Raw genomic sequence first — 24,867 nt, 5'->3', positions numbered from 1 at the left:
GCTTCCGGGGCGGCGCCGGGGCTCGGCGGGCCGACGGCTGCGCGTGGGCCAGGTGGTCGTCCTGCCGGTGCAACTGCCGAACGGCGCCCGTGTGGTGGGGCCTGTCGCGGACGGAGACGGGTTGTGGGTGAAACGGGTCGCGGCGTTGCCGGGCGACCCGGTTCCGGCCGGGGTTCCCGGGTGTCCCGGCCGGGTGCCGCCGGGACGGATGGCGGTGCTCGGCGACAACGCGGCGGTGAGCACGGACTCGCGGACCGTCGGTCTCGTACCCGTGGACGTGGTGGTCGCGGTGGTGCTCGGCACAAGCCCGCGGCCCCCCGCCGCAGGGCGCGACGGAGGGCCGGGCGCGACCGACGCCACGGGGAGGCGCCGGGGACAACGGGAACCGCGTCAGTAGCAGCAGGAGTAGAGCGTCCACGCGGTGCAGTTCGAGCCCGGCGACTGACAGGTGCGGCGCCAGTTCCCCTTGGCGGAGGGGTACTGGGGGCCGCAGCTCGTGTCGCGGCGGCACCAGTACTCCGTGGTGGTCGCCTCGGCCTCGGCGCGCGGTACCACCCGGCCGAGAAGCGAGTCTGCGAGTCGGTTCAGAGTGCGCATTACACAACCCCCAATGGAGGCCGTCGCCCGTCACGACGGCGTTCGTCCTTGACGCTACGGGGACGGCATACGCCTGCCATACATCGCCGATACGCAGGACCAGGTACGCCCCACTCACCGGGCACGCCCGATCTCAAGCCCCGCTGCCCGCCACCTCACCGAGGCGCCCGTCCCGTATCCGCAGCACGTCCGCGCAGCGTTCCGCCACCCCCATGTCATGCGTGGCCACCAAGAGCGTGCAGCCGGACTGAGCGGCCAACTCTCCTACGAGGTCCATGAGTTGCTCACCGGTCGCCGAGTCCAGGCTCCCGGTGGGTTCGTCGGCGAGCAGCAGCCGGGGCCGGGCGATCAGCGCCCGCGCCACCGCGACCCGCTGCTGCTGTCCGCCGGACAGCTGCGAGGGCAACGCCGACTCCCGTCCCTGAAGGCCGACCGCGGCGAGGAGTTCGCGGGCGCGCGCGTCCCGGTCGAAGCCGGCCTTGCGGGGCAGCACGGGAGCCAGCACGTTGTCCAGCGCGCTCAGGCCCGGCAGCAGATGGAACCGCTGGAACACGAACCCCACCGTGCGCCGGTACTCGGCGGCGCCCCGCCGTCCCAGCGCGGTGACGTCCTGGCCGTCCACCAACACCCGTCCCGCATCGGCCCGTTCGATGGCCCCGATGAGATGCAGCAGCGTGGACTTACCGGAGCCGGAGGCGCCGACGAGGGCGACGCTGTGTCCGGCCGGGATGTCCAGGCTGATGCCGTCGACGGCCGTGATCAGCCCGTCACCGGTGCCGAAGCTCTTGTGCAGGTCCTCCACCAGGACCGACGCACCGTCCCCCATAGGGTTCTCTCTCCCTCGCCGTATCTCTGTCCATCGCTCTTGGATCATCCCTCTTCGGCCAACGGTCCCGCCGGCGACCTGCGTACCGCGAGGCCGGCCGCGACGACGCTGCCCGCCACGGCCGCCAGCACTCCGGCCACCGCGACCACGCCCACCGCCACCGGCAGCCCGGCCGGAATCGAGCCGGTGAAGGCCACGGTCAGTGCGAGCCCCGTCGCGGCGCCGGGCACCGCGCCCGCCACGGCGATCACCGCGCCCTGCGCGACGACCAGTCGCATGACCTCGGTGTCGGCCCAGCCGCAGACCCGCAGCATGGCGAACTCCCCGTCGCGTTCACAGCTGTCGAGATAGAGGACATCGGCGAGGGCGAACACCCCCAGGGCTGCGGTGAGTACGGCCGCGGCCACGTCGACCCCGCGCACCTCGAGGGACATCGCCTCACCGAGGAGCGTGCCCTGGACCGCGCCCTGGAACGTCCACATGACCGCCGTGAGCAGGGAGACCGCGGCCACTCCCACCGCGAGCGCCAGCGCGCCCAGCGCCGAACGGGACGGCGTTCGCAGCGCCCCGCTCACCGCGAGCCCGGGCAGCGTGCGTCCGCGTCCGGCGCGCCGGGCCCGCCGCGGTCCGGCAACCGAGCCCCGCAGCGCCTGTGCGGGATACGGCCGCCCTGCCCGTATCGCCGGCAGCGCGCCGGCCAGCAGAGCCGTGGCCACCACCAGCGGTACCGCGAGCAGCGCGCGCCCCGCGGTGACGTCGAGGCCGAAGGCCCAGCCCAGCGGGAACGAGGCCCCGGCACCGGCGGCACCGGCAACGGCCGCGACCAGGGCGACTTCACCGAGGACAAGTCCCGCGAGGCGGGCGCCCGTCCAGCCGGTGCAGGCGAGGACGGCCAGTTCGCGCTGCCGGGTGCGTACGGAGGCGGCCACGGCGTTGCCGAGGAACAGCGCGCACACGCCGAGCACCAGGCCGAAGAGCAGCACGCTCTTGCGGTCGGCGGCCTCGACGAGTGCGACGGCGGTGCCCTTGGCGGTCCAGTTCTCCGTCAGCGCGAGCGCGGGCCGCCCGAACTTGCCCTCTCCCAGTGCCACTTGCTGCGGCGCCGGGGAGGAGCCCGCCGTGATGTCCACGTCGAGCCCGGTGCGGGTGGTGATCGCCTCGGCGACTGCGCGGATACGTTCCCGGGACGCCTTGTCCGTTCCGTGAACACCGACGACCCTGACCCGCACTGCGGAGATCGGGTCCTTCGCATGCGGGGAGTCGGGGCCGGTGACGGCCTCCACCGACTGGAGGGTGGTGAGCAGTTGCGGCGGGGTGGCGAGGTAGCCGCCCGGGTTGCTGTTGGGGGCGAGCGCCTGGCCGCCGAGTGCGGCGCGGCCGGCCTCGTCGGCGGCGCGGGCGGCGGGCGGCCGGTAGGTCTCCAGGGGCACTTCGGACAGTTTCGAGAAGCCTTTCAGGCGCTCGACGGCGTAGGTGCCGACCACGCTGAACTGCGGGAAGTGGTCCTGGCTCGCGTCGGTTCCGGGCAGCCTGGTCACCGGTCGGAACGCCGTGTCCTGAACGAACCACGCCGGCAGATCGCCGCCGTACGTCGACTGCCGCCACAGCTCACCGCTGTCCGAGGCGACGGGCGCGGGCCGCAGCACTCCCCCGCCGGCCGCATAGCGGGGGGCTCCGGCCTGGAGGACGACGAAGGGGTTGACGTCGATCGTGCCGTTCGCGACCGACCGCCGGAACACGGTGTCGGCGTCGGCGCGCGTGGTCGCCCCCGGGCTGACGGGCAGCCCGGCCAGCAGACCGCGCAGCTCCTTCCCGCCACGCCCGGAAAGCTTCGGAAGCGTCCCCGTGACGCTTGAGACCGACGTGGTCAACTGCTCGTCCAGATACGGCCGGTCCGTACTGATCAACGGGATGTCCTCGAACTGCGACCCGCCCTGCGCGTCCACGGCGGGCTTCTCAGCGTCCTTCAGATACCGGCCGGAGGCCATCGCCGCGTCCACCCCGACCAGCCGGGCCTCCTGCTCGGGATCGACGGCGGCGAGCAGCAGCGTCATCGACCAGTCGATGTCGACCACCGCGCGGCGGGAGGTCGTGCGGTTGTGCACGTCCGTCCCGCTGGTGAAGGTGCCGTCCGCATGCCGCCGCACGACGACGAGTTCGCTGCGCTGGGCGGGGTCGAGCTGGTCGTTGACCGCGCCACCGCCGTACGAGGAGACCGTACGCATGGCACACAGCGGCTCGAACTTCCCCCCGGGCAGCACTTCGAGCGGAGGCATCTCACCGTCGTCGCAGGGGCTGTCCCCCTGGCTCAGCGCGTCACCGACCTCGGTCAGCTGCCGTCCGCGGTACGTGTACAGACTCTTCCAACTCGGGTCTTTGGCCGTCGATGCGGCATCCGGCAGCACGACCGGATTGCTCGTGACGTAGACGTACGCCGAACCAGGGTCCCGGGCCTTGCTCAGCGACCGGTCCGTGGTCCAGGTGTTGCGCAGCCGCAGCAGCTGCCGGTCGGCCGCGGGGTCGAGCTGCCCGGTCACATCGACCTGGGCGTGCGTCCCGGCCTGCACATAGCCGAGCATCGCCACGGGAGCGGCGATCTCCACCCCTCGCAGCCCTGCGATCTCCCGCCACTGACCGGGAGTTATCCCACCGAACTGCCCGGACAGAAAGTTGGGCCGCACCTGCCCGGCGGACTCCTCGCGCCCGGTCCGCGCACCGGCGGGCCGCACGAGAATGTCGTACGCGGCACGGAAGTTGGCGTCGGCGGACGCCTTCACCGTCAGGCGTGAGGTCTCCACGGACCCGGTCAGGAGAGTGAACCCGGCCGTGGCCACCAGCACACCGACCAGCAACGTCAACGTCCGCACGGACTGCCTGCGCAGCTGACCGGTGATCATTCCCAACATGGCGCCTCCATCGGCGTCATGCTATAGAGCGGCCATACATGGGCGATACACGACGACGGCAGCGAGAGAGTCTGTCGCACGGCTCCTTCGAGGGCGAAGGGCTACGACCTCGTTCGCCAGTGGAAGTTCCCGTACCGCGTGCTCCGCATCGGCCGCCGCACGCGGTCGTCACCACGTCCCTGCTTCGGGTGCTCGACAGCGGTGAGCCCGAGTACAACGGAGCCCGCGAAGGAGCCCTCAGTGGACGTTGAGTCCGTTTCTGGTAGCGGCCTCGCCCGGGTTGGGTGAGGAAGCCTTGGCGGGTGAGGCGTCCGAGGCGGCTTCGGGTGATGTTGACGGATGCCTCGTCGGTGGGCATGCCGAGGAGTTCGTGCAGCTCACGGGCTCGGAACTCTTGATCGGGATGCTGGTTGAAGGTGTTCACGATGGCCTGGTAGGCGGTGTTCGTCTCGGGCGGTGCGGGCTGGCCTGAAGCCGGCGCGAGTTCGGCGATGACCTTCTGGGTGGTGACCAGGTTCGCGAGTCGCGTTTCGGTCTCGGTCAGGGCGGCGGTTAAGTGCTGGATCTGGTCGCGCAGTTCGTCGGCACGGGCTGCGGTCTTGTCGTGCTGGGCCTGGATGCCGGCCAGGAGTTCGATGACGTTCACGCGGCCAGTCCGAGGGTGTCGCGCCAGGCTGGACTCGGTGTGGTGAGGCGGCGGGTCATGTTCGCGATCGAGGCCCAGTAGACGCGCGAGGCGGACGTGTCGGGCCGGTGATCGTACTCGCGGGCCAGTCGGCGGTGCAGCATCAGCGTGCCGTTGACCTGTTCCACGATCCACCTCTTCGGTTGCGGGACGAAGCCTTTGCCCTGGTCAGCCGGGTTGCGGCGGACGACTTCGACGTCGATGTCCAGCAGGGCACCGTGGATGAGGACCTCGTCCTTGAAGCCCTGGTCCACCAGAGCCTTCTCCAGACGCATCCCGCACCGCTCGGCGGCCTGGTCGAGCAGGGCGGTGCCGGCGGCGTTGTCGTGGGCGGATGCGGCGAGCACGACGACCCCGATGATCAGCCCCAGCACGTCGACGGCCAGTCCCCGCTTGCGGCCCGACACCTTCTTGTTGGCGTCCAGTCCCGTCGTGGTCTTCGGGACACCAGCGGCCGCGCGCACGGACTGGGTGTCGATGATCACGAGGGACGGGTCCTCTAATCGCCGGGCTCTCTCCCGTACCTGGCAGCGCAGGAGTTCCTGGATCTGCTGGTCAAGGCCGTCCTGATGCCACAGCGTGAAGTAGTAGAACACCGCCGACCAGGCCGGCAGGTCATGGGGCAGGTAGCGCCACTGACAGCCCGTCCGGTTCTGGTAGAAGATCGCGTTCACGACCTCTCGGAGGTCACAGGACCCAGGGTCCCCGGTCGCCGACCGCGCTACCCGGTCCTGTTTCCAGGCCGTGATCATCGGCTCGATCAACGCCCACTACTCGTCCGATAAGTCGCTGAGGTACGGCTCTCTCCGTGAGCTGGCCGCCGCCGATGCCTCTTACCGGGTGCCGGTGGCGGTGACGTGCCGGGTGCTCGGGCTGGCCCGCCAGCCCTACTACCGGTGGCTGGCCCACCCTGCCACCGACGCCGAACTTACCCAGGCATGCCGGGCCAACGCCCTGTTCGACGCGCACCGCGACGATCCCGAGTTCGGGCACCGCTTCCTTCTCGACGAGGCCCGCGCCGCCGGTGAGGCGATGGCCGAGCGGACTGCCTGGCGGATCTGCAGGGACAACGGCTGGTGGAGCGCCTTCGGCAAACGCAGGGGCCGCGGGAAGAACGCCAAAGCCGGGCCACCGGTCCACGATGACCTGGTGCGGCGGAACTTCACCGCGGACGGGCCGAACCGGTTGTGGCTCACGGACATCACCGAGCACGCGACCGGCGAGGGCAAGCTGTACCTGTGCGCCGTCAAGGACGTGTACTCCAGCCGCATCGTGGGCTATTCCATCGACGCCCGGATGAAGTCCCGCCTCGCGGTGGCCGCGCTGGAGTCCGCCGTCGCCCGCCGCAGTCCCGCTGCGGGATGCATCGTGCACTCCGACCGCGGATCGCAATTCCGGTCCCGCAAGGTCGCCGCCGTCCTCACCCGGCACGGCCTGGCCGGCTCGATGGGCCGGGTCGGGGCCGCCGGCGACAACGCCGCAATGGAGAGCTTCTTCGCACTGCTGCAGAAGAACGTCCTCGACCGCCGCGTCTGGGCCACCCGCCAGGAATTGCGGATCGCGATCGTCACCTGGATCGAGCGAACCTACCACCGGCGCCGACGGCAACGACGCCTGGGCCGATTGACCCCCGTCGAGTACGAGACCATCATGACCCCACCCGCAGCTCTGGCTGCATAAACCGCCGCTGTCACCCGATCATGCAGCAGTCCCTTGTGCCGAACGACGCCCCTGGTTACATGCACGGTGCCATCGCGGATATGGGCCGCGCTACACGCTGAGGCCCTGAGGGCCGCCGTCTCCGTGCCGATCTTGGCCGTGGTCGTCACTGTGGCTGATGGACCACTCCAGGTGCTATTTCCCAGAGTTGCATCCGTATCGCTCGTACTCTTCGTGTGTCGACGGCGTCACAGAGCGGGCGCCAAAACCACTGGAGGCAACACCCCGTGCTGATTGCTCAGCGTCCGTCCCTGACCGAAGAGGTCGTCGACGAGTTCCGCTCCCGGTTCGTGATCGAGCCGCTGGAGCCGGGCTTCGGCTACACCCTCGGCAACTCCCTGCGCCGGACCCTCCTCTCCTCGATCCCGGGTGCGGCGGTCACGTCCATCCGCATCGACGGCGTGCTGCACGAGTTCACCACCGTGCCGGGCGTCAAGGAGGACGTCACCGACCTGATCCTCAACATCAAGCAGCTGGTCGTCTCCTCGGAGCACGACGAGCCGGTCGTGATGTACCTGCGCAAGCAGGGCCCGGGTCTGGTCACCGCCGCCGACATCGCGCCCCCGGCCGGTGTCGAGGTGCACAACCCCGACCTCGTCCTCGCCACGCTCAACGGCAAGGGCAAGCTGGAGATGGAGCTCACGGTCGAGCGTGGCCGCGGCTATGTCTCCGCCGTGCAGAACAAGCAGGTCGGCCAGGAGATCGGCCGGATCCCGGTCGACTCCATCTACTCGCCGGTGCTCAAGGTCACGTACAAGGTCGAGGCCACGCGTGTCGAGCAGCGGACCGACTTCGACAAGCTGATCGTCGACGTCGAGACCAAGCAGGCCATGCGTCCGCGTGACGCCATGGCGTCGGCCGGCAAGACCCTGGTCGAGCTGTTCGGTCTGGCCCGCGAGCTCAACATCGACGCCGAGGGCATCGACATGGGCCCGTCCCCGACGGACGCCGCCCTGGCCGCCGATCTGGCGCTGCCGATCGAGGAGCTGGAGCTCACCGTTCGGTCGTACAACTGCCTCAAGCGCGAGGGCATCCACTCCGTGGGCGAGCTCCTGGCGCGCTCCGAGGCCGACCTTATGGACATCCGCAACTTCGGTGCGAAGTCCATCGACGAGGTCAAGGCGAAGCTGGCCGGCCTGGGCCTGGGCCTCAAGGACAGCCCGCCCGGATTCAACCCGACCGCCGCCGCACTCGGTGCGGACGACGACTCGGACGGGGGTTTCGTGGAGACCGAACAATACTGAACGCTGCGCCGCGCCGGTCATAGAGACACCTCGCGCACAGGGACAGGAGAATCTCCACGCTCTGTTCACCGCGCGGTGCCAAGGGACCGTGGCCCCGTGACCGTCCCGCCTTCCCAAGCACGTCGGGTAACCCGGCACGCGTGCCGGGTCCTGCCGCCCCCCCCAGTGCTGGATGGTGGCCCCAGGACGAAGAGTGAGAGCATCCGCGTCATGGATGATGCAGACGGTCACACGGCTCGGTGGTGGGTAGCGTTGCGCCGGACGCCGGTGGCCGTCTGGAACGACGACGTCACGGACTGGGCCGCTGCGCTGACCTACTATGCGGTTCTGGCCCTGTTCCCGTTGCTGCTGGTGATCCTCTCGATCCTGGGTCTGACCATGCCCACGGCCAAGCCGGAGGTCATCGACCGACTGACGCAGGCGGCCCCGGCCGAGTCCCGCGCTCTGCTGCGCAGCACCCTGCGGCAGATGGCCGCACAGCCGACGGCGGCATGGACGCTGATCTTCGTCGGAGGGGCGGGAGCCCTGTGGTCGGGATGCAGCTATCTGAGCGTCTTCCGCCGAGCGTTGTATGCCATGCATCGGATCAGCGCGGACCGGCCGGTCTGGCGTACCGCTCCGCGCATCATCGCCACAGCACTCGTCCTGAGCTCCCTGCTTCTGACGTCGACCCTGGCGCTGTTGCTCACCGGCGGCCTGGCCCGGCGTCTGGGTCAGGCTCTGAGTCTGGGCACCGGGCCCCAGGCCACCTGGGACACGCTGCGGTGGCCGGTCGTGGCCGCCGTAGCCGTCACCTTGGTGCTCGTCCTGTACCGGTCAGGACCGGCGTCCTCCCGCCCTGTCCGGAGGATGGCGCCCGGCGGCACACTGGCGGTGGCGCTCCTGCTGACCGTCTCACTCGGATTCGCCATCTACACCTCCCTGGTCAGCACCTATGACCGTCTGTACGGTTCACTGGCAGGCGTCGTGGTGTTCCTGGTCTGGCTGTGGCTCTCCAATCTGTCCCTCCTGATCGGCGCTCAGTTCAACGCAGAGCTGACGAAGCCTGCGCACCGGGAGTGAGTCGGTCTTCTCGTACCTGCGGCTGACCGCCCGTACCCGCGGGGCCGGTTCGCCGCGGCCACGCGGCAGTGGCGACCTCTGGCCTCGCGCGGCGCGCCGTCGCTGGGCCGGACAGAGCACCGTACAAGGCAGCGCGATCAGGGCCAGGGTGGCGAGGGAAGACCACAGGCCGGCCGCGAGCGCGGCGATGCCAACTTTCAGGGCAAACGGCGGCGAGTACAACCTCGTATCCCTGGCCCCTCCACCGGCGCACGCGTGATGCGCCACAGCGAACCATCCGCCTGATGTCTTCCGCCTCGGCTTTCACGCGCGGGGTGATGCCTCGGCGACCGCCCGGTCCGCCGCGGTCCAACGTGCGGCGACGTGGGCGATGAGCGGCGGACCGGAACACTGTCGCGGGGTCAGTAGGTGGCGAGGGAGATGGCGGTGTAGTGCGCGGTGAAGGCCACCACGGTCAGCGCGTGGAAGACCTCGTGGAAGCCGAACCAGCGGGGTGCGGGGTCGGGCCGCTGGAGGGCGTAGACCACCGCGCCCGCGCTGTAGAGGAGACCGCCGACAACGATCAGGACCACTACGGCCGCTCCGCCGGTGTGCAGGAAGTCGGGCAGGTAGCTCACCGGTGCCCACCCCAGAGCCAGATAGCACGGGGTGTACAGCCAGCGCGGGGCTCCGACCCACAGGACCCGGAACGCGATGCCGGCCAACGCTCCCGTCCAGACAATCCACAGCAGCACGGACCGCTGATCCGGCGGGAGGAGGATCACAGCCAGGGGGGTGCAGGTGCCGGCGATGATCAGGAAGATGTTGGCGTGGTCGAGGCGTCGCAGAAGAGCCTCGCCGAGCGGTCCCCAGGTGCCGCGGTGGTAGATGGCGCTGGTCGCGAACAGCAGCCAGGCGGTGACCGCATACACGGCGCAGGCCACGACCGCCTGCGGAGTACGGGCCAGGCAGATGAGCACGACACCTGCGATCAGTGCGACGGGAACCATTCCGGCATGGAGCCAGCCACGCAACCTCGGCTTGATCGGCTCGGCCAGGTCAGACACCCGCTCCACCAGAGCAGCAACCGAGTGAGCCCCCTCCCCCACATGGTCGCCCGGTGATTGGTCGGGCCGCCCGTCTGCACGGCGCTCTCCACGCGCTGACACGACGTGACCACATTCGACTTCAGCGGCGTCGCGGGACACAGCTTCTCGTCCTCCCCCGGGCTCCTGGGTGTCGCTGGCAACCATGCGGTCATGCTAGGAAACCTCACCCGGACACATGACGAGAGGTCGGTCCACAGCCACGTCGCCGGGCCCGGGATGGTTCGCCGCCGTGTGAACTCCAGTCCCCTTGACGCTGCCGCCGATTGGGCTTGCCGAAGCTGAGTAGGACGGCTGGTCATGGGAATGATCAGGGCTTCCGAATGGGCATCTCCGCTCGCCTACGCGCAAGGATCGCCGATGCTTCCTGAGGTCCGCCCCCACGTATCCACCGCCCTCGCAGACCAGTTGGATCACCAACTGGACCTGGATCCGCATCTCGAGGCCGCCCAGCTCGATGTGAAGCGCGTCGCCGGAATCGCGGTGGTCGCAGCCGCCCACTCCGATGGCTATGCGGCCACCGGCCATCTCCTCGGGCTGCTGGCCGCGCTGCCTGCCCCCACCAAGGCAGGAGAACGCTTCTGGTCGGACCTGTGGAGGTCGTCGGGCACCGCGTACCTGCTGCCCGTCAACATCAAGGCTCCGGTGCTGCGTTCGCTGGCAGGAGAAGGAACCGCCCTGGCCCGGCAGGTCTTTTCGGCCGTCGATGAGATGACCCCGCCCCCAGCGCGCCGCGGCCGAGGAGGTGATCGGTCAGGCCCTCGTCGAGTCCGACCATCTGCCCGACCTCAAGTCACAGGTCATCGGGGAACTGTGACTTCGAGATCTCGAGCTCACCGCCTGGCGCGTCCTGCACGCAGACCGCAGGTCGGACCACCCGGCTGGACGGAAAGCCTTCCCGGACGCCTGGACGAGCGTCTGAGCGTCGGCTCCTTCGATCTGCACGGCAGCCGGGCAGGACATGCGGCTCCCGTGCCCGACGACGCTTGCAGCGACTGAGGTCAGGAGTTCCGGGCCGAAGTCACACCGGCCCGGGACCCTCCACAGATCAGGGGCCGCGCAGCCATTGCTGCGCGGCCCCTGATCCTGCCGGCCCGGCACGAGAACAGGCGCCTTCGTCCGGGTGGGTGGCAGGGCCCGCAGGAGCGGCGGCCACCTGGACGCGGCGTGCGCGATCTCTCGGGCAGGTCTGCGAGGTCAAGCCACGTTGATGTTCTCGGCCTGCGGACCCTTCTGGCCCTGGGTGACATCGAACGTCACGGCCTGGCCCTCCTGGAGCTCACGAAAGCCGGTGGAGTTGATCGCGGAGTAGTGCGCGAAGACATCCGGGCCGCCGCCGTCCTGGGCGATGAAGCCGAAGCCCTTCTCCGCGTTGAACCACTTCACAGTTCCCGTAGCCATGGTCATGCCTTCCAGTCGATGAACGCCTCCCACTCCATGTGGCAGACGGAGGTGATCGCCCTGGTCCCTGCGGCACAGCACAGCAAAACGCCCACACCGAAGGCGTGGGCAAGAGGGAATTCCGAACCACGACAGCTGACGCAGACGCTACACGCCCACACACCGCGTCACCACAGGAAATGATCACGTCGTACACCGAGACCGTGCGTGCGGTGCCCGCCGACGCTGAAGGGCACGCTCATCTCATGCTGCTGCCGTCGGGTTCGCTGATTCGGCGGCGCGGCGGTATTCGGCGTTGAGGCGCTGGGCTTCCTCGAGCTGGTCTTCAAGGATGACGATCCGGCAGGCGGCCTCGATGGGGGTCCCGTGGTCGACGAGTTCCCGGGCGCGGGCGGCAACGCGCAGCTGGTAGCGGGAGTAGCGGCGATGTCCGCCTGCGGAGCGGAGTGGGGTGATGAGGCGGTGTTCGCCGATGGCGCGGAGGAAGCCCTGTGTGGTGCCGAGCAGTTCGGCGGCTCGGCCCATGGTGTAGGCGGGGTAGTCGTCGTCATCGAGACGGCCGAAGGTGTCGTCTGCTGTCATTGCACCTCTCTGTGGAACGCGTGGAGGGGCCCTGGCGCCGTACTGCCGCCAGGGCCCCGAAGGAACTACTACACCATCTGCCGGCCCTGATACTGCACCGGCCCTCTGTTTCCGCAGACCCGACCGAGATGCTGTCGGGGACGCGGGGATCGCGGTTGCTTGACCGGAGACCACCTCACTATCGATGTCCTGCGGTACCCGGGGCCAAGAATTCCGCCCGGGCGATCCTGATGGCGCTCGGCTCCTCCGTTCTTCCCTCTTGATCAACTACTCCCCAACGGAAACTGCGAACTGCTGGTGGCCTCGAACAGCGCCACTCTTCGGCAGCCAGCCCCGTCGCCCGTCCTGCGTCTGCTCTGGCTTGGAACCCCACTGCCGAACCTCCCGGTGCGCGCGCCCGCAGCCGACGCCTTCACCGAGGTACTGCTCACTGACCTCACTGCTGAGTACTGCGAACCTTCACTTACTGGTACTGCCACTGCGGTACTGCTCATGGCGGCCCCTGATCACTGCGGGCCACCCGGTCCGGTCGTCAGTCCCGTCGCCGTCCTGCAACTACTCTGGCTTCGGAACTCCACCACCGCACCGTCCTGCGAACTGCAACTACGTACTGCTGCCCGGCAGTTCATCTCTACCGAGCCTCACTTGATCTCGGCTACGACAGAAACTTTAACCACACCGCCGACCAATGTCTACTCCAGCGGGTATAGATTTCGGTGCGCAGGAAGATGAGGTACTCCGCCTCGACCAGTCTGCCTCGACCGGTCCCATGGATGGTTCAAGCAGCTGCGAGGCTCTGTCCGGCGCTCACAGTGACCCACCGCCGCGTGGCATGTCGGGCTGGGTGTGACGTCGCCGACTGCGCCGCGGCGAGCGTCGGCGGCACCGGCCAACACTGCGTCTCGTGAAGGCCACCTGCCAGGGTGACCCTGATGATCACGGTGATGGCCAGCGCCGCAGCCGTCCGTTCCACCACAGCCATTGCCGGCGCGCGCGATACGGCACGGGCCTTCCTCGAAGGTTTGCAGCAGCTGGCCGTGGCTCCTGACGCGGCGGACACTGTGGTCTTGGTCGTGTCCGAGCTCGTCACCAACGCCCTGCGCCATGGTGGGGGCCGCTGCACCCTGGAACTGACTGCGCACCCCGACACCATCGAGGTCGCCGTTCCCGATCCCGGCCGACATGTGCCGCGTATGCGCACCCCTGACGTGAACGGCGGCACCGGGGGCTTCGGCTGGCCCATGGTCACCCGCCTCGCCCACGCCACGGCGGTCACCCGCGGGGCCTCCGGCGGCAAGACCGTGAGCGCCTTCCTTGCCCGGTAGCGTCACCGCTCAAGTAGCCGGATGGCCGGCGAACATGGTCCGCCTCATGCCGCAGCCTGACGACTTGCTGGTTGACGTTGCCGCCCTGGTGGAGTCCGGCCGGAGCAACCAGATGTCCCTGGCCGTGGCCGCCGGTGGCGCTGTCACCACCGGTCGGCTGGCTGCCGAAGCGGTGTGGAGGCAGAGGGTGTCGGATGTGCTGAGGGATTCCGCCCACTTGCGCGAGTTCGCCCGCCGTCTTCGACGCCCCGTGAAGGAGGACGGGCCGCCCACGCGTCTGCACTTCCATGCCGCCCGGATCCTGCAGGGCAACGGCGACGGGCACCAGCTGCACGCGGTGTGGGCCCGACCGGCGTACCGGTCGGGCCCACACTGCTGGTCAGGTGTCGGCTCGTGTCTGTTTGGCCGGTCAGGCCGTGGCGGGGGTGCCGAGCATCGCGGAGGCGTGCTGCATCGGGCTGAGAATGCCCAGGGGCGCTGTCTTGGGAACGGCGCGGCAGGTGAAGCCGAGCTGAGCCATGGCCCGCAGGACTTCGGCGGCGCTGAAGTCACGGCGGTCCTGGCGCGTGATGACCTGGCCGACCTGCTTGACGGGGTAGTGGCGGCGGCCGATGATCACCGATTCGCCGGTGACCGGTTCGGGCTTGACGCCCTTCATCGATTCCAGCACGCCGCCCTTGGTGAGCTCGAAGGGGAAGCGGGCGATGACGCAGCGCATGTGGCCTCACAGGGAGAAGGAAAGAACGGTCCGACCAGGGGCAGAGGTGTTTCAGCGGGAGAGGGCCAGGATGCCCAGGGCGCTGCCTTGCTCGTCGACCACCGGCAGGACACCGAGCCGACGGGTGCGCATCGCGTGCTCGGCTTCGGCCATCGTGGTCACGGGTGAGGCGAACGAACCGTGGTCGCCGAGGATGTCGCGCAGGCGGACACGGTCCGTGTAGTCGGAGCTGTCACGGACGGCGGCGAGTTCGGTACGGGTGACCAGGCCGGTGCACTGGCCGTCCTGGTCGCAGACGACCAGTCGGACCGTGCGGGCGGCGGCCATGACGGCCAGCGCCACCTCGACGCTCATGTCGTCACATACCTGCGGTCCGGCCGCGTCCATGACCTCCACCGCCGTCCTGTGCACGGGGTCGGTGTCCGCCGGGTGGGGCTGCATCTGAATCAGCGTCAAAAGGTGCCTCCTGCTGAGATGGGCCGGCTTCCTGATCACGAAAGTTCTAGGCCACCGCGCCGAAGCCGGACTGGCGTACGGGGGTGCGCCTGGTCGCCGAGGCGGGGCGGCGGCGGCCTCGGGGGGTGGCGTTGCGCTTGGGGCGTTCGACGACCGGTGCGGTGATGACGACCGGGATGCCGGACGGGGCCTGGGCGCCGGTGATCCGGTTCAGGGCCTCGTCGCCCGAGCGGATCTGGGTGGTCTGCGGCCGGATTCCGGCGTCCGACATCAGGCGGACCATGCCTCGGCGCTGGTTCGGCGTGACCAGGGTGACGACGCTGCCGGACTCGCCGGCGCGGGCGGTACGGCCGCCGCGGTGGAGGTAGTCCTTGTGGTCGGTCGGCGGGTCGACGTTGACGACCAGGTCGAGGTTGTCGACGTGGATGCCGCGCGCCGCGACGTTGGTCGCCACCAGTACGGTGACGTGCCCCGTCTTGAACTGTGCCAGCGTGCGAGTGCGCTGGGGCTGCGACTTGCCGCCGTGCAGCGCGGCGGCCCGCACCCCGCTGTTGAGCAGGTCCTGGGTCAGCCGGTCGACGGCGTGCTTGGTGTCCAGGAACATGATCACGCGGCCGTCGCGGGCGGCGATCTCGGTCGTGGCGGCGTGCTTGTCGGCGCCATGGACGTGCAGGACGTGGTGCTCCATCGTCGTGACCGCACCGGCCGACGGGTCGACGGAGTGCACGACGGGGTCGGTCAGGTAGCGGCGTACCAGAAGGTCGACGTTGCGGTCCAGGGTGGCGGAGAACAGCATCCGCTGCCCCTCTGGGCGCACCTGGTCGAGCAGCGCGGTGACCTGGGGCATGAAGCCCATGTCGGCCATCTGGTCGGCCTCGTCCAGCACGGTGATGCCCACGTGGTTCAGCCGGCATTCGCCGCGGTCGATGAGGTCCTTCAGCCGCCCCGGCGTCGCGACGACGACCTCGGCTCCGCCGCGCAGCGCGCTGGCCTGCCGGCCGATCGACATGCCGCCCACCACCGTGGCCAGCCGCAGCCGCACGGAGCGGGCGTACGGGGTCAGCGCGTCGGTCACCTGCTGGGCCAGCTCACGCGTCGGTACGAGGATCAGCCCCAGCGGCTGGCGGGGCTCGGCACGCTGTCCGGCGGTGCGGGCGAGCAGGGCGAGGCCGAAGGCGAGGGTCTTGCCGGAACCGGTGCGCCCGCGGCCCAGGACGTCACGGCCCGCCAGGGAGTTCGGCAGCGTCGCTCCCTGGATCGGGAACGGTGCGCTCACACCCTGCCTGCCGAGTTCGGCCAGCAGCTGCTCGGGCATGTCGAGATCGGCGAAGCCCTCAACGGCGGGCAGTGCGGGGGTGATCGTCCTGGGCAGCGCGAACTCACCTTGCACTGCGGCGGGCCGACGGCCGTAACCGCCGGAGCGGACGGGCCCGCCGGTACGACGCGGCGCCTGCGAGCCGTAGCCGCTGCCGCCCCTTCCGGCGTCGGCGCGGCCGTCGCGGGAGCGGGCGGGGCGGTCGTTCGTGTACGTGCGGTTCATGCGGAACCTTCCTCGATGCGGCACATATCAAGGAATTCCCGCTGCGATGAATGGCACGGAGAATTACAAGTATGACCGGTGGCAAAAGAAAGCAGATCTGGCCGGCGAAAACATCCGTGGGCGCACGTGCTGAAATGGGTGACGCGATGGGGACCTTGCGATCCGGGCGCCGACTGCGGTGCAGCGCTTCAGGATGCGTCTGCGTCCTGAGGGAGGAACCGCTTGTGGTGGTACTGCGGATTCCTCAGGGGCGTCCCGCGGGTGAAAGCCGCTGCGGGATACGCGTGCAGCTGGGGCCCGCACCCCGAAGGATGCGGGCCCCAGCTACTGATTGCGCGTGAGCGTCAGGCCGGAACGATGTTCTCGGCCGTCGGGCCCTTCTGGCCCTGGGCGATGTCGAAGTTCACCTTCTGGCCCTCGAGCAGCTCACGGAAGCCCTGCGCGGCAATGTTCGAGTAGTGGGCGAACACGTCGGCGCCGCCACCGTCCTGCTCGATGAAGCCGAAGCCCTTTTCCGCGTTGAACCACTTCACGGTACCAGCAGCCATGTCATATCTCCTTTGGGGCAGTGCATCGGCGCCCGCACTGCGCGAACGCCGTGTCGCCGCGATGATCACCCCGCCCGGAAATGACCGGAAATACAAAAGTGCTCCCGACCGGCAGAAGCCTGGTGGGGGCACTTGAAGTTTCGGGAACCACAACTGCAACTGAGATAGACAGTAGCACGCCGGAACGGTCCGTGTGCGTCGGATGATTCCACTCTGCTCTTCGCGACAAAAACTCCCACTGCGCGGTCCGTCAAAATCTGACCTCCCGGGAATAGATTTTAATTCACTCGGAGTGCAACGTTTCAGGAATAGTCGCCTGCACCAGGGCTCCTTAGGGGCGTAACGACGGACGCCGGCTATCCGTAAGACGCCTATTCGAAGGGGTCCAGCAGCTCGTATCGCATGCCGTGGGCCGGATCCCGCGGTACGACTACTCCCGCATGACCGTCCGAGGATCTGCTTCAGCGGTGGGTTGCCCCACCGAGCCGGCCTCGCGTTGGCGCAGCAGTACCCCGGTTCTGAACAGGACATCGAAGTCGGACCGGTCCCACGGGCCGCCGACGCTGTCGAGGACCATGCGACCGGTGCGGTGCCCGGGAGCGGGCCGCACAGGCCTGGTGCCGTAGGAGACGCCGAGGAGGTTCGCCGTCCGTTCGCCGGGCGCGGCGCGTATCGCGTCCCTGTCCCGGACAGTCTGCTCTGTCGAGAGGCACGGCAGCTCACCGCCGGCACCCGCCGCGCAGTCGTCGGCCACGTTCCGGAGTGACGTCAGGCAGGCGCGTTCCACCGCCGGTCCGGCGTGGGCCCGCGGCCCTGATCGCCGCAGCTGGCGCCGCGGGCCGCAGCGGACATGCCCTTCCGACCGTGCCACCTCGGAGCAGACGGAAGCTACCTCGCGTCGACGCTGCGAGGCCGACCGGCCACTCAACCACCAGCCCGGCGTCGACTTCCCCACGACCGCGCCCTGCTTCTCGCCTGCCCAAACTCGCCAACCCCCACGCACCTGAACATGGCGTGAGCCGACCACCCCCGACGCCTTGGGACGGGGCCGGGCGTGCTCACCGCAGTTGACGCACCACGTCAGTCTTGTCCCAGCGATCACCGGTTGAGTCGGCAGCTCCGCGAATCCCACCGGTCGATCTCCATGGACCCACACCGAGCCGGGCCTGACGAGCCGGCCGTCGGCAGGTCTCATTCGTTCAGCGGCGGACCGTGTCGCTGCTGAAGGTGTCGGACAGGGCGATGCGGGCCGTGATGCGCTTGCCGACCGGCTCCTGTTCGGTGAAGAGGTCCTTTGTGACAGCTTTGACGATCTCCAGGCCGTGCTGGCCGATCCGATCGGGATCGGCGGGCCGGGCAGCGGGGCCGCCACCAAACAGGGCCCGGAGCACGAGCTCCCCGGGGCCGGACCGACCGGGATCGGTGAAGGTGTCGGCGACGCACTCGCCGAGGACGGTGACGCTGCTGGGGGCCTCGGTTCGGGACATGGCGACTGTCTGCCTCTCTCAGAAAGAGTGCGGTAGCGGAAGGGCACTGGGACGGTGGCCTGATGCGGCCCATGCACAGGTATTGACATGCCACTCAAGACGGACGTAACTTCCCTGCCACACGGAAGTAACGCGCGTTATTAAAGCGCGAAACTGGAGGCAGTGTCTCGCCTCCGGCTGGCCGAAAGGGACTGGAAGTGGCCACGAACAAGTCGCAGCGCCTGACCATGAGCGATGTGGCTCGCCACGCGGGCGTCTCGCGGACCACGGTCTCCTTCGTCCTCAACGACAAACCCGGTGCCGCCATCCCCGACGAGACCCGTCGGCGGATCCTGGAGGCGATCGACGAGCTCGGCTACCGGCCCAACGCCGGGGCGCGGGCGCTGGCCGCAAACCGCAGTGGATGGTTCGGGCTGATCACCGAGATCGTGACTGGTCCGTTCGCGGGCGAGGTGATCACGGGTGCGCAGAGCCGCGCCTGGGGTGACCGGAGGTTCCTGCTGATCGCCGCGAGCGAGGGCGATCCGGCCCAGGAGGCCGCCGCGCTCGACCAGATGCTGGAACACCGGGTGGAAGGGCTGCTGTACGCCACGACCTGGCACCGCGCCGTCACGCTCCCCAAAGCCGCCCGGGAGGTGCCGACGGTGCTCGTCAACTGCTACGACGCGGAAGGGGAGCTGCCGTGCATCCTGCCCGACGAGGTGTCGGGCGGATACAAGGCGACCCGCCGGCTCCTGGACGCCGGTCACACCCGCATCGGGTTCATCAACCTCGACCCGGCGATCCCGGCCGCCATCGGCAGGCGCGAAGGGTACGAGCGTGCCCTGCGCGAGGCCGGGATCACCCGCGACCCCTCCCTCGTCGTCCCCGGCTGGGCCACCGCCGACAGCGCCTATACCGCCGCCTGCGAACTGCTGGACCGCCCGGCCGGCGACCGGCCGACCGCGCTGTTCTGCGGAAACGACCGGATGGCGATGGGCGCCTACGACGCGATCAAGGAACGTGGGCTGCGCATCCCGCACGACGTAGCCGTGGTGGGGTTCGACAACCAGGAACTCATCGCCGCCTATCTGCGGCCGAAGCTGACGACGCTCGCCCTGCCCTTCGAGGCCATGGGCACCAAGGGCATCGACATGCTCGCCGCTCTCGCAGCGGGGCAGCCGCTCGACACCCATCGAGTGACGCTCGACTGCCCGCTGCTCGAACGCTCGTCGGTCTGACCGCTAATCAGTCCGCCGAGGAATCCCATCCCCGTCTTCGCCCTGTGTGTTGAAGAGAGGAAAAGAGTCTCCATTATGGCACCCTCCCGCATACCTTCACGGCGGCCCCTAGCCGTCCTGAGAGCGGTCACCGCGACCGCCACCGCAGCCCTGGTCGTGTCCTCCTGTACGGGCGGCTCGGGCGCCTCCGGCGCCGGTGACACGTCCGGCAACCAGCTGCTCACCATCCCGCGCGAGGATCTGGCGACCTTCACGCGCAACTTCAACCCGCTCTCCCCGCAGGCCGCCCCCATGACTCTGCAGGCGGTCTACGAGCCGCTGGTCGTGCACAGCATGGCGGACGCCAAGGACACGCCGTGGCTGGCCACCGAGTGGGAGCAGGCCAAGGACGGCAAGTCCCTCACCTTCACCTTGCGCGACGGCGTGAAGTGGTCGGACGGCAAGCCGCTCACCGCCGACGACGTCGTCTATACCTTCGAGCTCCAGAAGAAGGTGCTGGGCGGCTTCGACTACCTCGACAAGGTCACCGCGGTCGACGCCCACACGGTGAAGTTCTCCTTCCACAAGCCCTTCTCGCCCGCTTTCTACGAGATCAGCGGCCACTACATCCTGCCGAAGCACATCTGGTCCAAGGTGAAGGACCCGGCGAAGTTCACCAACCCGAACCCGGTCGCCACCGGTCCGTACACCAAGATCGAGAAATTCCAGGCCCAGTCGTACGAGTTGCGCAAGAACCCTGACTACTGGCAGCCCGCGAAGCAGCAGATCGCCGGCATCCAGATGCTCGCCTTCTCCGGCAACGACAGCGCCAACATCGCCTTCACCAACGGCGAGGTGGACTGGACGCAGTCCTTCATCCCGGACATCGAGAAGTCCTTCGTTGCCAAGGACAAGAAGCACAACCACTACTGGTTCCCGGCCACCGGCGCCATGATCAACTGGCAGTTGAACACCACGAAGGCCCCGTTCAACGATCCGGCCGTCCGCAATGCGCTCAGCATGGCCGTCGACCGCGACCAGATCACCAAGGTCGCCATGAACGGCTACGCCGAACCCGCCGACTGCACGGGCCTGGCCCGCACGTACGACAAGTGGCGCGACACGTCGCTGGCCGCTTCCTGCACCTGGACGAAGTACGACACCGACGCGGCGGCCAAGGCCCTCGACGCTGCCGGCTACGAGGAGAGCGGCGGCAAGCGGAAGCTGAAGAACGGCAAGAACTTCACACTCGACATCTCCGTCGGCTCCGCCTCCTCCGACTGGATCTCGGTCGCCAACATCATCAAGCAGGACCTGGCGAAGGTCGGCATCACCGCCACCGTGAAGACGCCCGACTGGTCGGCTGTCCAGTCGTCGTACAACACGGGCACGTTCGACACCGGCATCGTGTGGAGCAACAACGGCGCCACGCCGTACGAGTACTTCCGCGGCGTGATGTCGACCAAGATGCTCCAGCCGGTCGGCAAGCAGGCCACGGAGAACTACCACCGCTTCGGCGACAAGAAGGCCGACAAGCTCATCGACGCCTTCGCCGCCGCCACGGACGAGAGTGCGCAGCGCGAGCAGATGAACGGCTTGCAGGAGCTGTACAACAAGGACGCGCCCGTCGTCCCGCTGTTCACCGGCCCCGAGTGGGGCGCGTACACGGACGCCCGCTTCACCGGCTGGCCCTCCGAGAAGGACCCGTACGCCACCCTCGGCAACCGCAACGGCAGCACGATCCTCGTGCTCACCTCGCTGAAGCCCGTCAAGAGCTGACGCCGCCCGCGGACCGGCGGCCGCCCTCCTCCCCGGACGGCCGCCCCCGCGCACCGAACCACACGTTCACCCCCACCGACAGGGAGCACGACCCGTGCGTCTGATCCTGCGCAACCTGGGGTTCTATCTGCTCGCCTTCTGGGCCTCCATCACCCTGAACTTCGTTCTCCCGCGCTTCATGCCGGGCGACCCGGTCTCCCGGATGTTCGCGCAGGCCCAGGGCACCATGCAGCCCGACCAGATAGCCCAGTTGCGGAAACTCTTCGGCCTGGACAACCGCCCCCTCTGGGAGCAGTACGTCTCCTACGTCAAGAGCGTCTTCACCGGCGACCTCGGCATCTCCATCACCCGCTTCCCCACCCCGGTCTCCGACGTGATCGGCTCGCAGATCGGCTGGACCCTGCTCCTCGGTGGCGTCGCGCTCGTCATCGCGGCCGTGCTCGGCAACCTGCTCGGCATCGTCGCCGCCTGGCGGCGCGGCGGCGTCCTCGACTCCGCCTTCCCTCCCCTGCTGATCTTCGTCGGTTCTTTCCCGTACTTCTGGCTGGCTATGGGCGCGCTGTACCTGTTCGGGGTGAGCCTGGGCTGGTTCCCGCTGCGGCACGCCTACGACGTCGGTCTGACTCCCGGCTTCAACGGCGAGTTCCTCTCGAACGTCGCCACCCACCTGGTGCTGCCGGCGCTGACCATCGTGCTGGTCTCCATCGGCGGCTGGATGCTCGGCATGCGGAACACCATGATCGCCACGGCGGCCGAGGACTACATCACGATGGCCGAGGCGAAGGGGCTCAGCCCGTCGCGGATCATGTTCCGCTACGCCGCCCGCAACGCGCTGCTGCCGTCCGTCACCAACTTCGGCATGGCGCTCGGCTTCGTCGTCGGCGGCGCGCTGCTCACCGAGGTCGTGTTCGCCTACCCCGGCATCGGCTACCAGTTGCTGATGGCTGTCCAGGGCCTGGACTACCCGCTGATGCAGGGCATCTTTCTGACGATCACGGCGGCGGTGCTGATCGCGAACTTCCTCGTCGATCTCGTCTACGTCCGCCTCGACCCGCGCGTCCGCGTCCGCTGAGGAGGTTGCCGACATGACCGCCATCGAGATCGCGACGGCCACCACGCCGACTACCCCCGCGCGCGCCTCCCGCCGGCGCGGACTGCTGCGCCAGCTCATCGACAGCAAGAAGGCGTTGACCGGGCTGATCCTGCTCGCTCTCTTCGCGCTGCTGGCCCTGCTAGCGCCTGTCCTGGCACCGGGCGACCCGTCGCTCATCAATTCCACGGGCAGCCAGGCCCCCTCGGCCGCGCACTGGCTCGGTACGACCGCCAAGGGACAGGACGTGCTCGCCCTCACCCTGTGGGGCGCGCGCAGCTCCCTCTTCGTCGGGTTCACCGTGGGGCTCGTGGCGACCGCGGTCGCCATCGTCGTCGGCCTCGCGGCCGCGTACTTCGGCCGCATCGTGGACGACGCGCTGACCCTGGTCACCAACATCTTCCTGCTGCTGCCCGGCCTCCCGCTGCTCATCATCCTGGCCGCGTTCCTGCCGCCCGGAACCTCCACCGTGATCCTGGTCCTCGTCGTCACCGGCTGGGCGGGATCCGCCCGGGTACTGCGAGCGCAGGCCAAGTCGATCCGCGGCAAGGACTTCGTGGCCGCCGCCGTCGTCACCGGCGAGCGCCCCCTGCGGATCATGTTCCGCGAGATTCTTCCCAACATGGCGTCCGTGGTGATGACCACGCTGCTCGGCTGCGTGATCTTCGGCATCGGCGCCCAGGCCGGCCTGGAGTTCCTCGGCCTCGGCGACAGCAGCGTCGTCAGCTGGGGCACCAACCTCTACTGGGCCAGCAACGACGGCGCGCTGATGACCGGGACGTGGTGGGCCTTCGTCCCCTCCGGGCTGTGTATCGCGCTCGTCGCGTTCGCGCTCGCGCTGGTCAACTACGCGGTCGATGAGATCACCAACCCGAGGCTGCGCAGCCGCCGTGCCCGCCGTGAGAGGAGGGGCTGAGCCATGGAACCCGTACTTGAGGTGAACGGCCTGCGCGTCGAATACCGCGGTGACGGACGCACCGTCGTGGGCGCCGACGACGTCTCCTTCTCCATCGGCGCCGGAGAGGTCTTCGGCCTCGCCGGTGAGTCCGGCTGCGGCAAGTCGACCATCGCCAACGCGGTGATGCGGCTGCTCAAGCCCCCGGCGGAGATCACCGCGGGCAGCATCCGCTTCCAAGGCCGGGACGTCCTCGCCCTGGACACACGGGAGCTGCGCGCCTTCCGCTGGCGGGAGATCGCCATGGTCTTCCAGTCGGCGATGAACTCCCTCAACCCCGTCCTGACCATCGGCGAGCAGATCGTCGACATCTTCACCACCCACGAGCGGATGAAGAAGCGGGCCGCGCGGGAGCGGGCCGGCGAGCTGCTTCAGCTGGTCGGCATCGACACGGGAAGGCTGAAGGCGTACCCGCACCAACTGTCCGGAGGCATGCGCCAGCGCGTGGTCATTGCCATGGCCGTCGCACTGCGCCCCCGGCTGCTGATCATGGACGAGCCAACCACCGCGCTCGACGTGGTCGTGCAGCAGGAGATCATGGCGCAGATCCGCGATCTCCAGCGGGAGCTGGGCTTCTCCATCCTCTTCATCACCCACGACATGTCCCTGATGGTCGAGCTGTCGGACCGCATGGGCGTGATGTATGGCGGACGGATCGTCGAACTCGCCGACGCCAAGGACCTGTTCGCGGGGCCGCTCCACCCCTACACCGAGGCGCTGATGAACGCCTTCCCGCCGCTGACCGGCCCGCGCCAAGAGCTCACCGGCCTCTTCGACGCCCCGCGCACCGCCGACAGCTGCGGCTTCCACGTCCGCTGCCCCGAGGACCGCTCGGACTGCTCCACGAACATCCCCGACCTGCGAGAGATCTCGCCCGGCCGCTGGGTGGCCCGCAGCCTTGAAGGAGCCCCCCGATGACCGAACCCCTGCTGTCCGTCCGCGGTCTGACCAAGGACTTCCAGGTCGGCACCGTCTTCTCCCGGCGCCGCGTCCGTGCCGTCAACGACGTGTCCTTCGACCTGCCGGCCGGCCGGATCACCGCCCTGGTCGGCGAGTCCGGCAGCGGCAAGTCAACCATCGCCCGCTGCCTCGCCCGCCTCGAACAGCCCACCGCCGGTGAGGTGTTGCTGGACGGCGAGGATGTCCTGCGCACCGAGCGGCGCCGGGCATCAAGGGCGTACCGCCGCAAGGTCCAGATGGTGTTCCAGGACCCCTTCGGCTCACTCAACCCGGTCCACCGCATCGAGCACTTCCACACCCGGGCCCTCGTCCTGCACGGCCACTCCGCCACACCAGAGGCGCTGCGCGAGCTGATGACGACGGTCGGCCTGACCGAGGACATGCTTCAGTCCTACCCGCACGAACTCTCCGGCGGCCAGCGTCAGCGCGTCTCCATCGCGCGCGCGTTGGCGGTGGAGCCGAGCCTCATCCTGGCCGACGAACCGACGTCGATGCTGGATGTCTCCGTGCGCGTCGGCGTGCTCAACCTGATGCGGCGCCTGCGCGACGAGCGGAACATCGCCATGCTCTACATCACGCACGACCTGGGCTCCGCCCGCTACCTCGCGGACACCACGATGGTGATGTTCGCCGGCGAACTCGTCGAGGGCGGCGACGCACTGGCCGTCATGGACGCCCCCGCCCCTGTCTCTTATACACAGCT

The 24,867-nt window shown here is 68.9% G+C and carries 25 protein-coding genes and 2 pseudogenes; 13 read left to right on the top strand and 14 right to left on the bottom strand.

Annotation, left to right across the window (positions count from 1 at the left end; all coding sequences use genetic code 11):
- Positions 1 to 397, top strand: a 397-nt coding sequence (locus C1J00_RS45890) for a S26 family signal peptidase (protein WP_219728347.1), incomplete at its 5' end; no start/stop codon positions are given.
- Here the strand turns inward: C1J00_RS45890 and C1J00_RS14255 are convergent.
- The 5 genes from C1J00_RS14255 to C1J00_RS14235 form a co-directional block, all read right to left on the bottom strand.
- A complete protein-coding gene (locus tag C1J00_RS14255; protein WP_102909453.1) occupies positions 391 to 597 on the bottom strand; it encodes a hypothetical protein in 207 nt (68 codons plus the stop codon). The two genes, C1J00_RS45890 and C1J00_RS14255, sit on opposite strands and share 7 nt — an antisense overlap.
- A gap of 133 nt (positions 598 to 730) precedes the next feature.
- On the bottom strand, positions 731 to 1,423 hold the full coding sequence (locus C1J00_RS14250) for an ABC transporter ATP-binding protein (protein ID WP_102909451.1): 693 nt from the start codon (positions 1,421 to 1,423) through the stop codon (positions 731 to 733).
- A gap of 44 nt (positions 1,424 to 1,467) precedes the next feature.
- Positions 1,468 to 4,329, bottom strand: a complete 2,862-nt coding sequence (locus tag C1J00_RS14245) for an FtsX-like permease family protein (protein WP_102909449.1) — start codon at positions 4,327 to 4,329, stop codon at positions 1,468 to 1,470.
- A gap of 16 nt (positions 4,330 to 4,345) precedes the next feature.
- Entirely contained in the window at positions 4,346 to 4,975 is a 630-nt protein-coding gene (locus C1J00_RS46740; RefSeq protein WP_245936340.1) for a hypothetical protein, read from the bottom strand.
- Positions 4,972 to 5,766, bottom strand: a complete 795-nt coding sequence (locus tag C1J00_RS14235; RefSeq protein ID WP_245936341.1) for an IS5 family transposase — start codon at positions 5,764 to 5,766, stop codon at positions 4,972 to 4,974. Before C1J00_RS14235 ends, C1J00_RS46740 begins: the two co-directional genes overlap by 4 nt.
- A 52-nt stretch (positions 5,767 to 5,818) precedes the next feature.
- On the opposite strand from C1J00_RS14235, the pseudogene C1J00_RS14230 reads away from it, so the two are divergent.
- From C1J00_RS14230 to C1J00_RS14220, 3 genes and pseudogenes are all read left to right on the top strand, one after another.
- Positions 5,819 to 6,694, top strand: a pseudogene (locus C1J00_RS14230) (IS3 family transposase); the annotation flags it as partial.
- Positions 6,695 to 6,960: 266 nt separating this feature from the next.
- Entirely contained in the window at positions 6,961 to 7,977 is a 1,017-nt protein-coding gene (locus C1J00_RS14225) for a DNA-directed RNA polymerase subunit alpha (RefSeq protein WP_102909445.1), read from the top strand.
- Between the two features lie 210 nt (positions 7,978 to 8,187).
- Positions 8,188 to 9,039, top strand: a complete 852-nt coding sequence (locus tag C1J00_RS14220) for a YihY/virulence factor BrkB family protein (protein ID WP_102909443.1) — start codon at positions 8,188 to 8,190, stop codon at positions 9,037 to 9,039.
- 401 nt (positions 9,040 to 9,440) lie between these two features.
- Here C1J00_RS14220 and trhA read toward each other — a convergent pair whose 3' ends face one another.
- The gene (gene trhA / locus C1J00_RS14215; protein ID WP_102909441.1) at positions 9,441 to 10,271 is read right to left on the bottom strand and encodes a PAQR family membrane homeostasis protein TrhA; all 831 of its coding nucleotides are present in this window, start codon (positions 10,269 to 10,271) and stop codon (positions 9,441 to 9,443) included.
- A gap of 153 nt (positions 10,272 to 10,424) precedes the next feature.
- Between trhA and C1J00_RS14210 the strand changes: the two genes are divergently transcribed.
- Complete coding sequence (locus tag C1J00_RS14210) at positions 10,425 to 11,123, top strand: hypothetical protein (RefSeq protein ID WP_245936339.1); 699 nt, start codon at positions 10,425 to 10,427, stop codon at positions 11,121 to 11,123.
- A gap of 198 nt (positions 11,124 to 11,321) precedes the next feature.
- On the opposite strand, the gene C1J00_RS14205 is transcribed toward C1J00_RS14210, so the two are convergent.
- Positions 11,322 to 11,525: a cold-shock protein gene (locus C1J00_RS14205; RefSeq protein WP_031104458.1), complete on the bottom strand. Its 204-nt coding sequence runs from the start codon at positions 11,523 to 11,525 to the stop codon at positions 11,322 to 11,324.
- 243 nt (positions 11,526 to 11,768) lie between these two features.
- On the bottom strand, positions 11,769 to 12,107 hold the full coding sequence (locus tag C1J00_RS14200; RefSeq protein WP_102909439.1) for a MerR family transcriptional regulator: 339 nt from the start codon (positions 12,105 to 12,107) through the stop codon (positions 11,769 to 11,771).
- Between the two features lie 932 nt (positions 12,108 to 13,039).
- Here C1J00_RS14200 and C1J00_RS14195 point away from each other — a divergent pair.
- Together C1J00_RS14195 and C1J00_RS46735 are read left to right on the top strand one after the other, a co-directional pair.
- Positions 13,040 to 13,432: an ATP-binding protein gene (locus tag C1J00_RS14195; RefSeq protein ID WP_102909455.1), complete on the top strand. Its 393-nt coding sequence runs from the start codon at positions 13,040 to 13,042 to the stop codon at positions 13,430 to 13,432.
- Between the two features lie 46 nt (positions 13,433 to 13,478).
- Positions 13,479 to 13,742, top strand: a pseudogene (locus C1J00_RS46735) (hypothetical protein); the annotation flags it as partial.
- Between the two features lie 99 nt (positions 13,743 to 13,841).
- Here C1J00_RS46735 and C1J00_RS14185 read toward each other — a convergent pair.
- The 6 genes from C1J00_RS14185 to C1J00_RS48225 form a co-directional block, all read right to left on the bottom strand.
- On the bottom strand, positions 13,842 to 14,150 hold the full coding sequence (locus tag C1J00_RS14185; protein WP_102909437.1) for an SCO5918 family protein: 309 nt from the start codon (positions 14,148 to 14,150) through the stop codon (positions 13,842 to 13,844).
- 51 nt (positions 14,151 to 14,201) lie between these two features.
- On the bottom strand, positions 14,202 to 14,606 hold the full coding sequence (locus C1J00_RS14180) for a CBS domain-containing protein (protein WP_102909435.1): 405 nt from the start codon (positions 14,604 to 14,606) through the stop codon (positions 14,202 to 14,204).
- Between the two features lie 46 nt (positions 14,607 to 14,652).
- The gene (locus C1J00_RS14175; RefSeq protein ID WP_102909434.1) at positions 14,653 to 16,146 is read right to left on the bottom strand and encodes a DEAD/DEAH box helicase; all 1,494 of its coding nucleotides are present in this window, start codon (positions 16,144 to 16,146) and stop codon (positions 14,653 to 14,655) included.
- A gap of 344 nt (positions 16,147 to 16,490) precedes the next feature.
- On the bottom strand, positions 16,491 to 16,694 hold the full coding sequence (locus C1J00_RS14170; RefSeq protein WP_003973099.1) for a cold-shock protein: 204 nt from the start codon (positions 16,692 to 16,694) through the stop codon (positions 16,491 to 16,493).
- A 430-nt stretch (positions 16,695 to 17,124) separates the two neighbouring features.
- Positions 17,125 to 17,448 (bottom strand): hypothetical protein, encoded by a 324-nt coding sequence (locus tag C1J00_RS14165; RefSeq protein WP_146046185.1) that lies wholly within the window; start codon positions 17,446 to 17,448, stop codon positions 17,125 to 17,127.
- Between the two features lie 445 nt (positions 17,449 to 17,893).
- Positions 17,894 to 18,181, bottom strand: coding sequence for a hypothetical protein (locus C1J00_RS48225; RefSeq protein ID WP_102909430.1), 288 nt, complete (start codon positions 18,179 to 18,181; stop codon positions 17,894 to 17,896).
- Between the two features lie 197 nt (positions 18,182 to 18,378).
- Between C1J00_RS48225 and C1J00_RS14155 the strand changes: the two genes are divergently transcribed.
- The 6 genes from C1J00_RS14155 to C1J00_RS14130 form a co-directional block, all read left to right on the top strand.
- Positions 18,379 to 19,401, top strand: a complete 1,023-nt coding sequence (locus tag C1J00_RS14155) for a LacI family DNA-binding transcriptional regulator (protein WP_102909428.1) — start codon at positions 18,379 to 18,381, stop codon at positions 19,399 to 19,401.
- Between the two features lie 156 nt (positions 19,402 to 19,557).
- The gene (locus C1J00_RS14150) at positions 19,558 to 21,159 is read left to right on the top strand and encodes an ABC transporter substrate-binding protein (protein WP_245936338.1); all 1,602 of its coding nucleotides are present in this window, start codon (positions 19,558 to 19,560) and stop codon (positions 21,157 to 21,159) included.
- Positions 21,160 to 21,253: 94 nt separating this feature from the next.
- Positions 21,254 to 22,231 (top strand): ABC transporter permease, encoded by a 978-nt coding sequence (locus C1J00_RS14145; protein ID WP_102909424.1) that lies wholly within the window; start codon positions 21,254 to 21,256, stop codon positions 22,229 to 22,231.
- Positions 22,232 to 22,244: 13 nt separating this feature from the next.
- Positions 22,245 to 23,165, top strand: a complete 921-nt coding sequence (locus C1J00_RS14140) for an ABC transporter permease (protein WP_102909422.1) — start codon at positions 22,245 to 22,247, stop codon at positions 23,163 to 23,165.
- Positions 23,166 to 23,168: 3 nt separating this feature from the next.
- The gene (locus tag C1J00_RS14135; RefSeq protein ID WP_102909420.1) at positions 23,169 to 24,122 is read left to right on the top strand and encodes an ABC transporter ATP-binding protein; all 954 of its coding nucleotides are present in this window, start codon (positions 23,169 to 23,171) and stop codon (positions 24,120 to 24,122) included.
- Positions 24,119 to 24,867, top strand: a 749-nt coding sequence (locus C1J00_RS14130; RefSeq protein ID WP_102909418.1) for an ABC transporter ATP-binding protein, incomplete at its 3' end; no start/stop codon positions are given. The genes C1J00_RS14135 and C1J00_RS14130, both read left to right, overlap by 4 nt.

The organism is Streptomyces cahuitamycinicus, from assembly GCF_002891435.1.
GTDB lineage: Bacteria > Actinomycetota > Actinomycetes > Streptomycetales > Streptomycetaceae > Streptomyces > Streptomyces cahuitamycinicus.
This window is presented reverse-complemented; position numbering and strand designations above follow the sequence as displayed.

Coding starts and splice junctions, on each gene's coding strand:
- C1J00_RS14255 (WP_102909453.1), bottom strand. CDS start 597: ATGCGCACTCTGAACCGACTCGCAGACTCGCTTCTCGGCCGGGTGGTA.
- C1J00_RS14250 (WP_102909451.1), bottom strand. CDS start 1,423: ATGGGGGACGGTGCGTCGGTCCTGGTGGAGGACCTGCACAAGAGCTTC.
- C1J00_RS14245 (WP_102909449.1), bottom strand. CDS start 4,329: ATGTTGGGAATGATCACCGGTCAGCTGCGCAGGCAGTCCGTGCGGACG.
- C1J00_RS14235 (WP_245936341.1), bottom strand. CDS start 5,766: ATGATCACGGCCTGGAAACAGGACCGGGTAGCGCGGTCGGCGACCGGG.
- C1J00_RS14220 (WP_102909443.1), top strand. CDS start 8,188: ATGGATGATGCAGACGGTCACACGGCTCGGTGGTGGGTAGCGTTGCGC.
- trhA (WP_102909441.1), bottom strand. CDS start 10,271: ATGGTTGCCAGCGACACCCAGGAGCCCGGGGGAGGACGAGAAGCTGTG.
- C1J00_RS14210 (WP_245936339.1), top strand. CDS start 10,425: ATGGGAATGATCAGGGCTTCCGAATGGGCATCTCCGCTCGCCTACGCG.
- C1J00_RS14205 (WP_031104458.1), bottom strand. CDS start 11,525: ATGGCTACGGGAACTGTGAAGTGGTTCAACGCGGAGAAGGGCTTCGGC.
- C1J00_RS14200 (WP_102909439.1), bottom strand. CDS start 12,107: ATGACAGCAGACGACACCTTCGGCCGTCTCGATGACGACGACTACCCC.
- C1J00_RS14195 (WP_102909455.1), top strand. CDS start 13,040: ATGATCACGGTGATGGCCAGCGCCGCAGCCGTCCGTTCCACCACAGCC.
- C1J00_RS14185 (WP_102909437.1), bottom strand. CDS start 14,150: ATGCGCTGCGTCATCGCCCGCTTCCCCTTCGAGCTCACCAAGGGCGGC.
- C1J00_RS14175 (WP_102909434.1), bottom strand. CDS start 16,146: ATGAACCGCACGTACACGAACGACCGCCCCGCCCGCTCCCGCGACGGC.
- C1J00_RS14170 (WP_003973099.1), bottom strand. CDS start 16,694: ATGGCTGCTGGTACCGTGAAGTGGTTCAACGCGGAAAAGGGCTTCGGC.
- C1J00_RS48225 (WP_102909430.1), bottom strand. CDS start 18,181: ATGTCCCGAACCGAGGCCCCCAGCAGCGTCACCGTCCTCGGCGAGTGC.
- C1J00_RS14140 (WP_102909422.1), top strand. CDS start 22,245: ATGACCGCCATCGAGATCGCGACGGCCACCACGCCGACTACCCCCGCG.
- C1J00_RS14135 (WP_102909420.1), top strand. CDS start 23,169: ATGGAACCCGTACTTGAGGTGAACGGCCTGCGCGTCGAATACCGCGGT.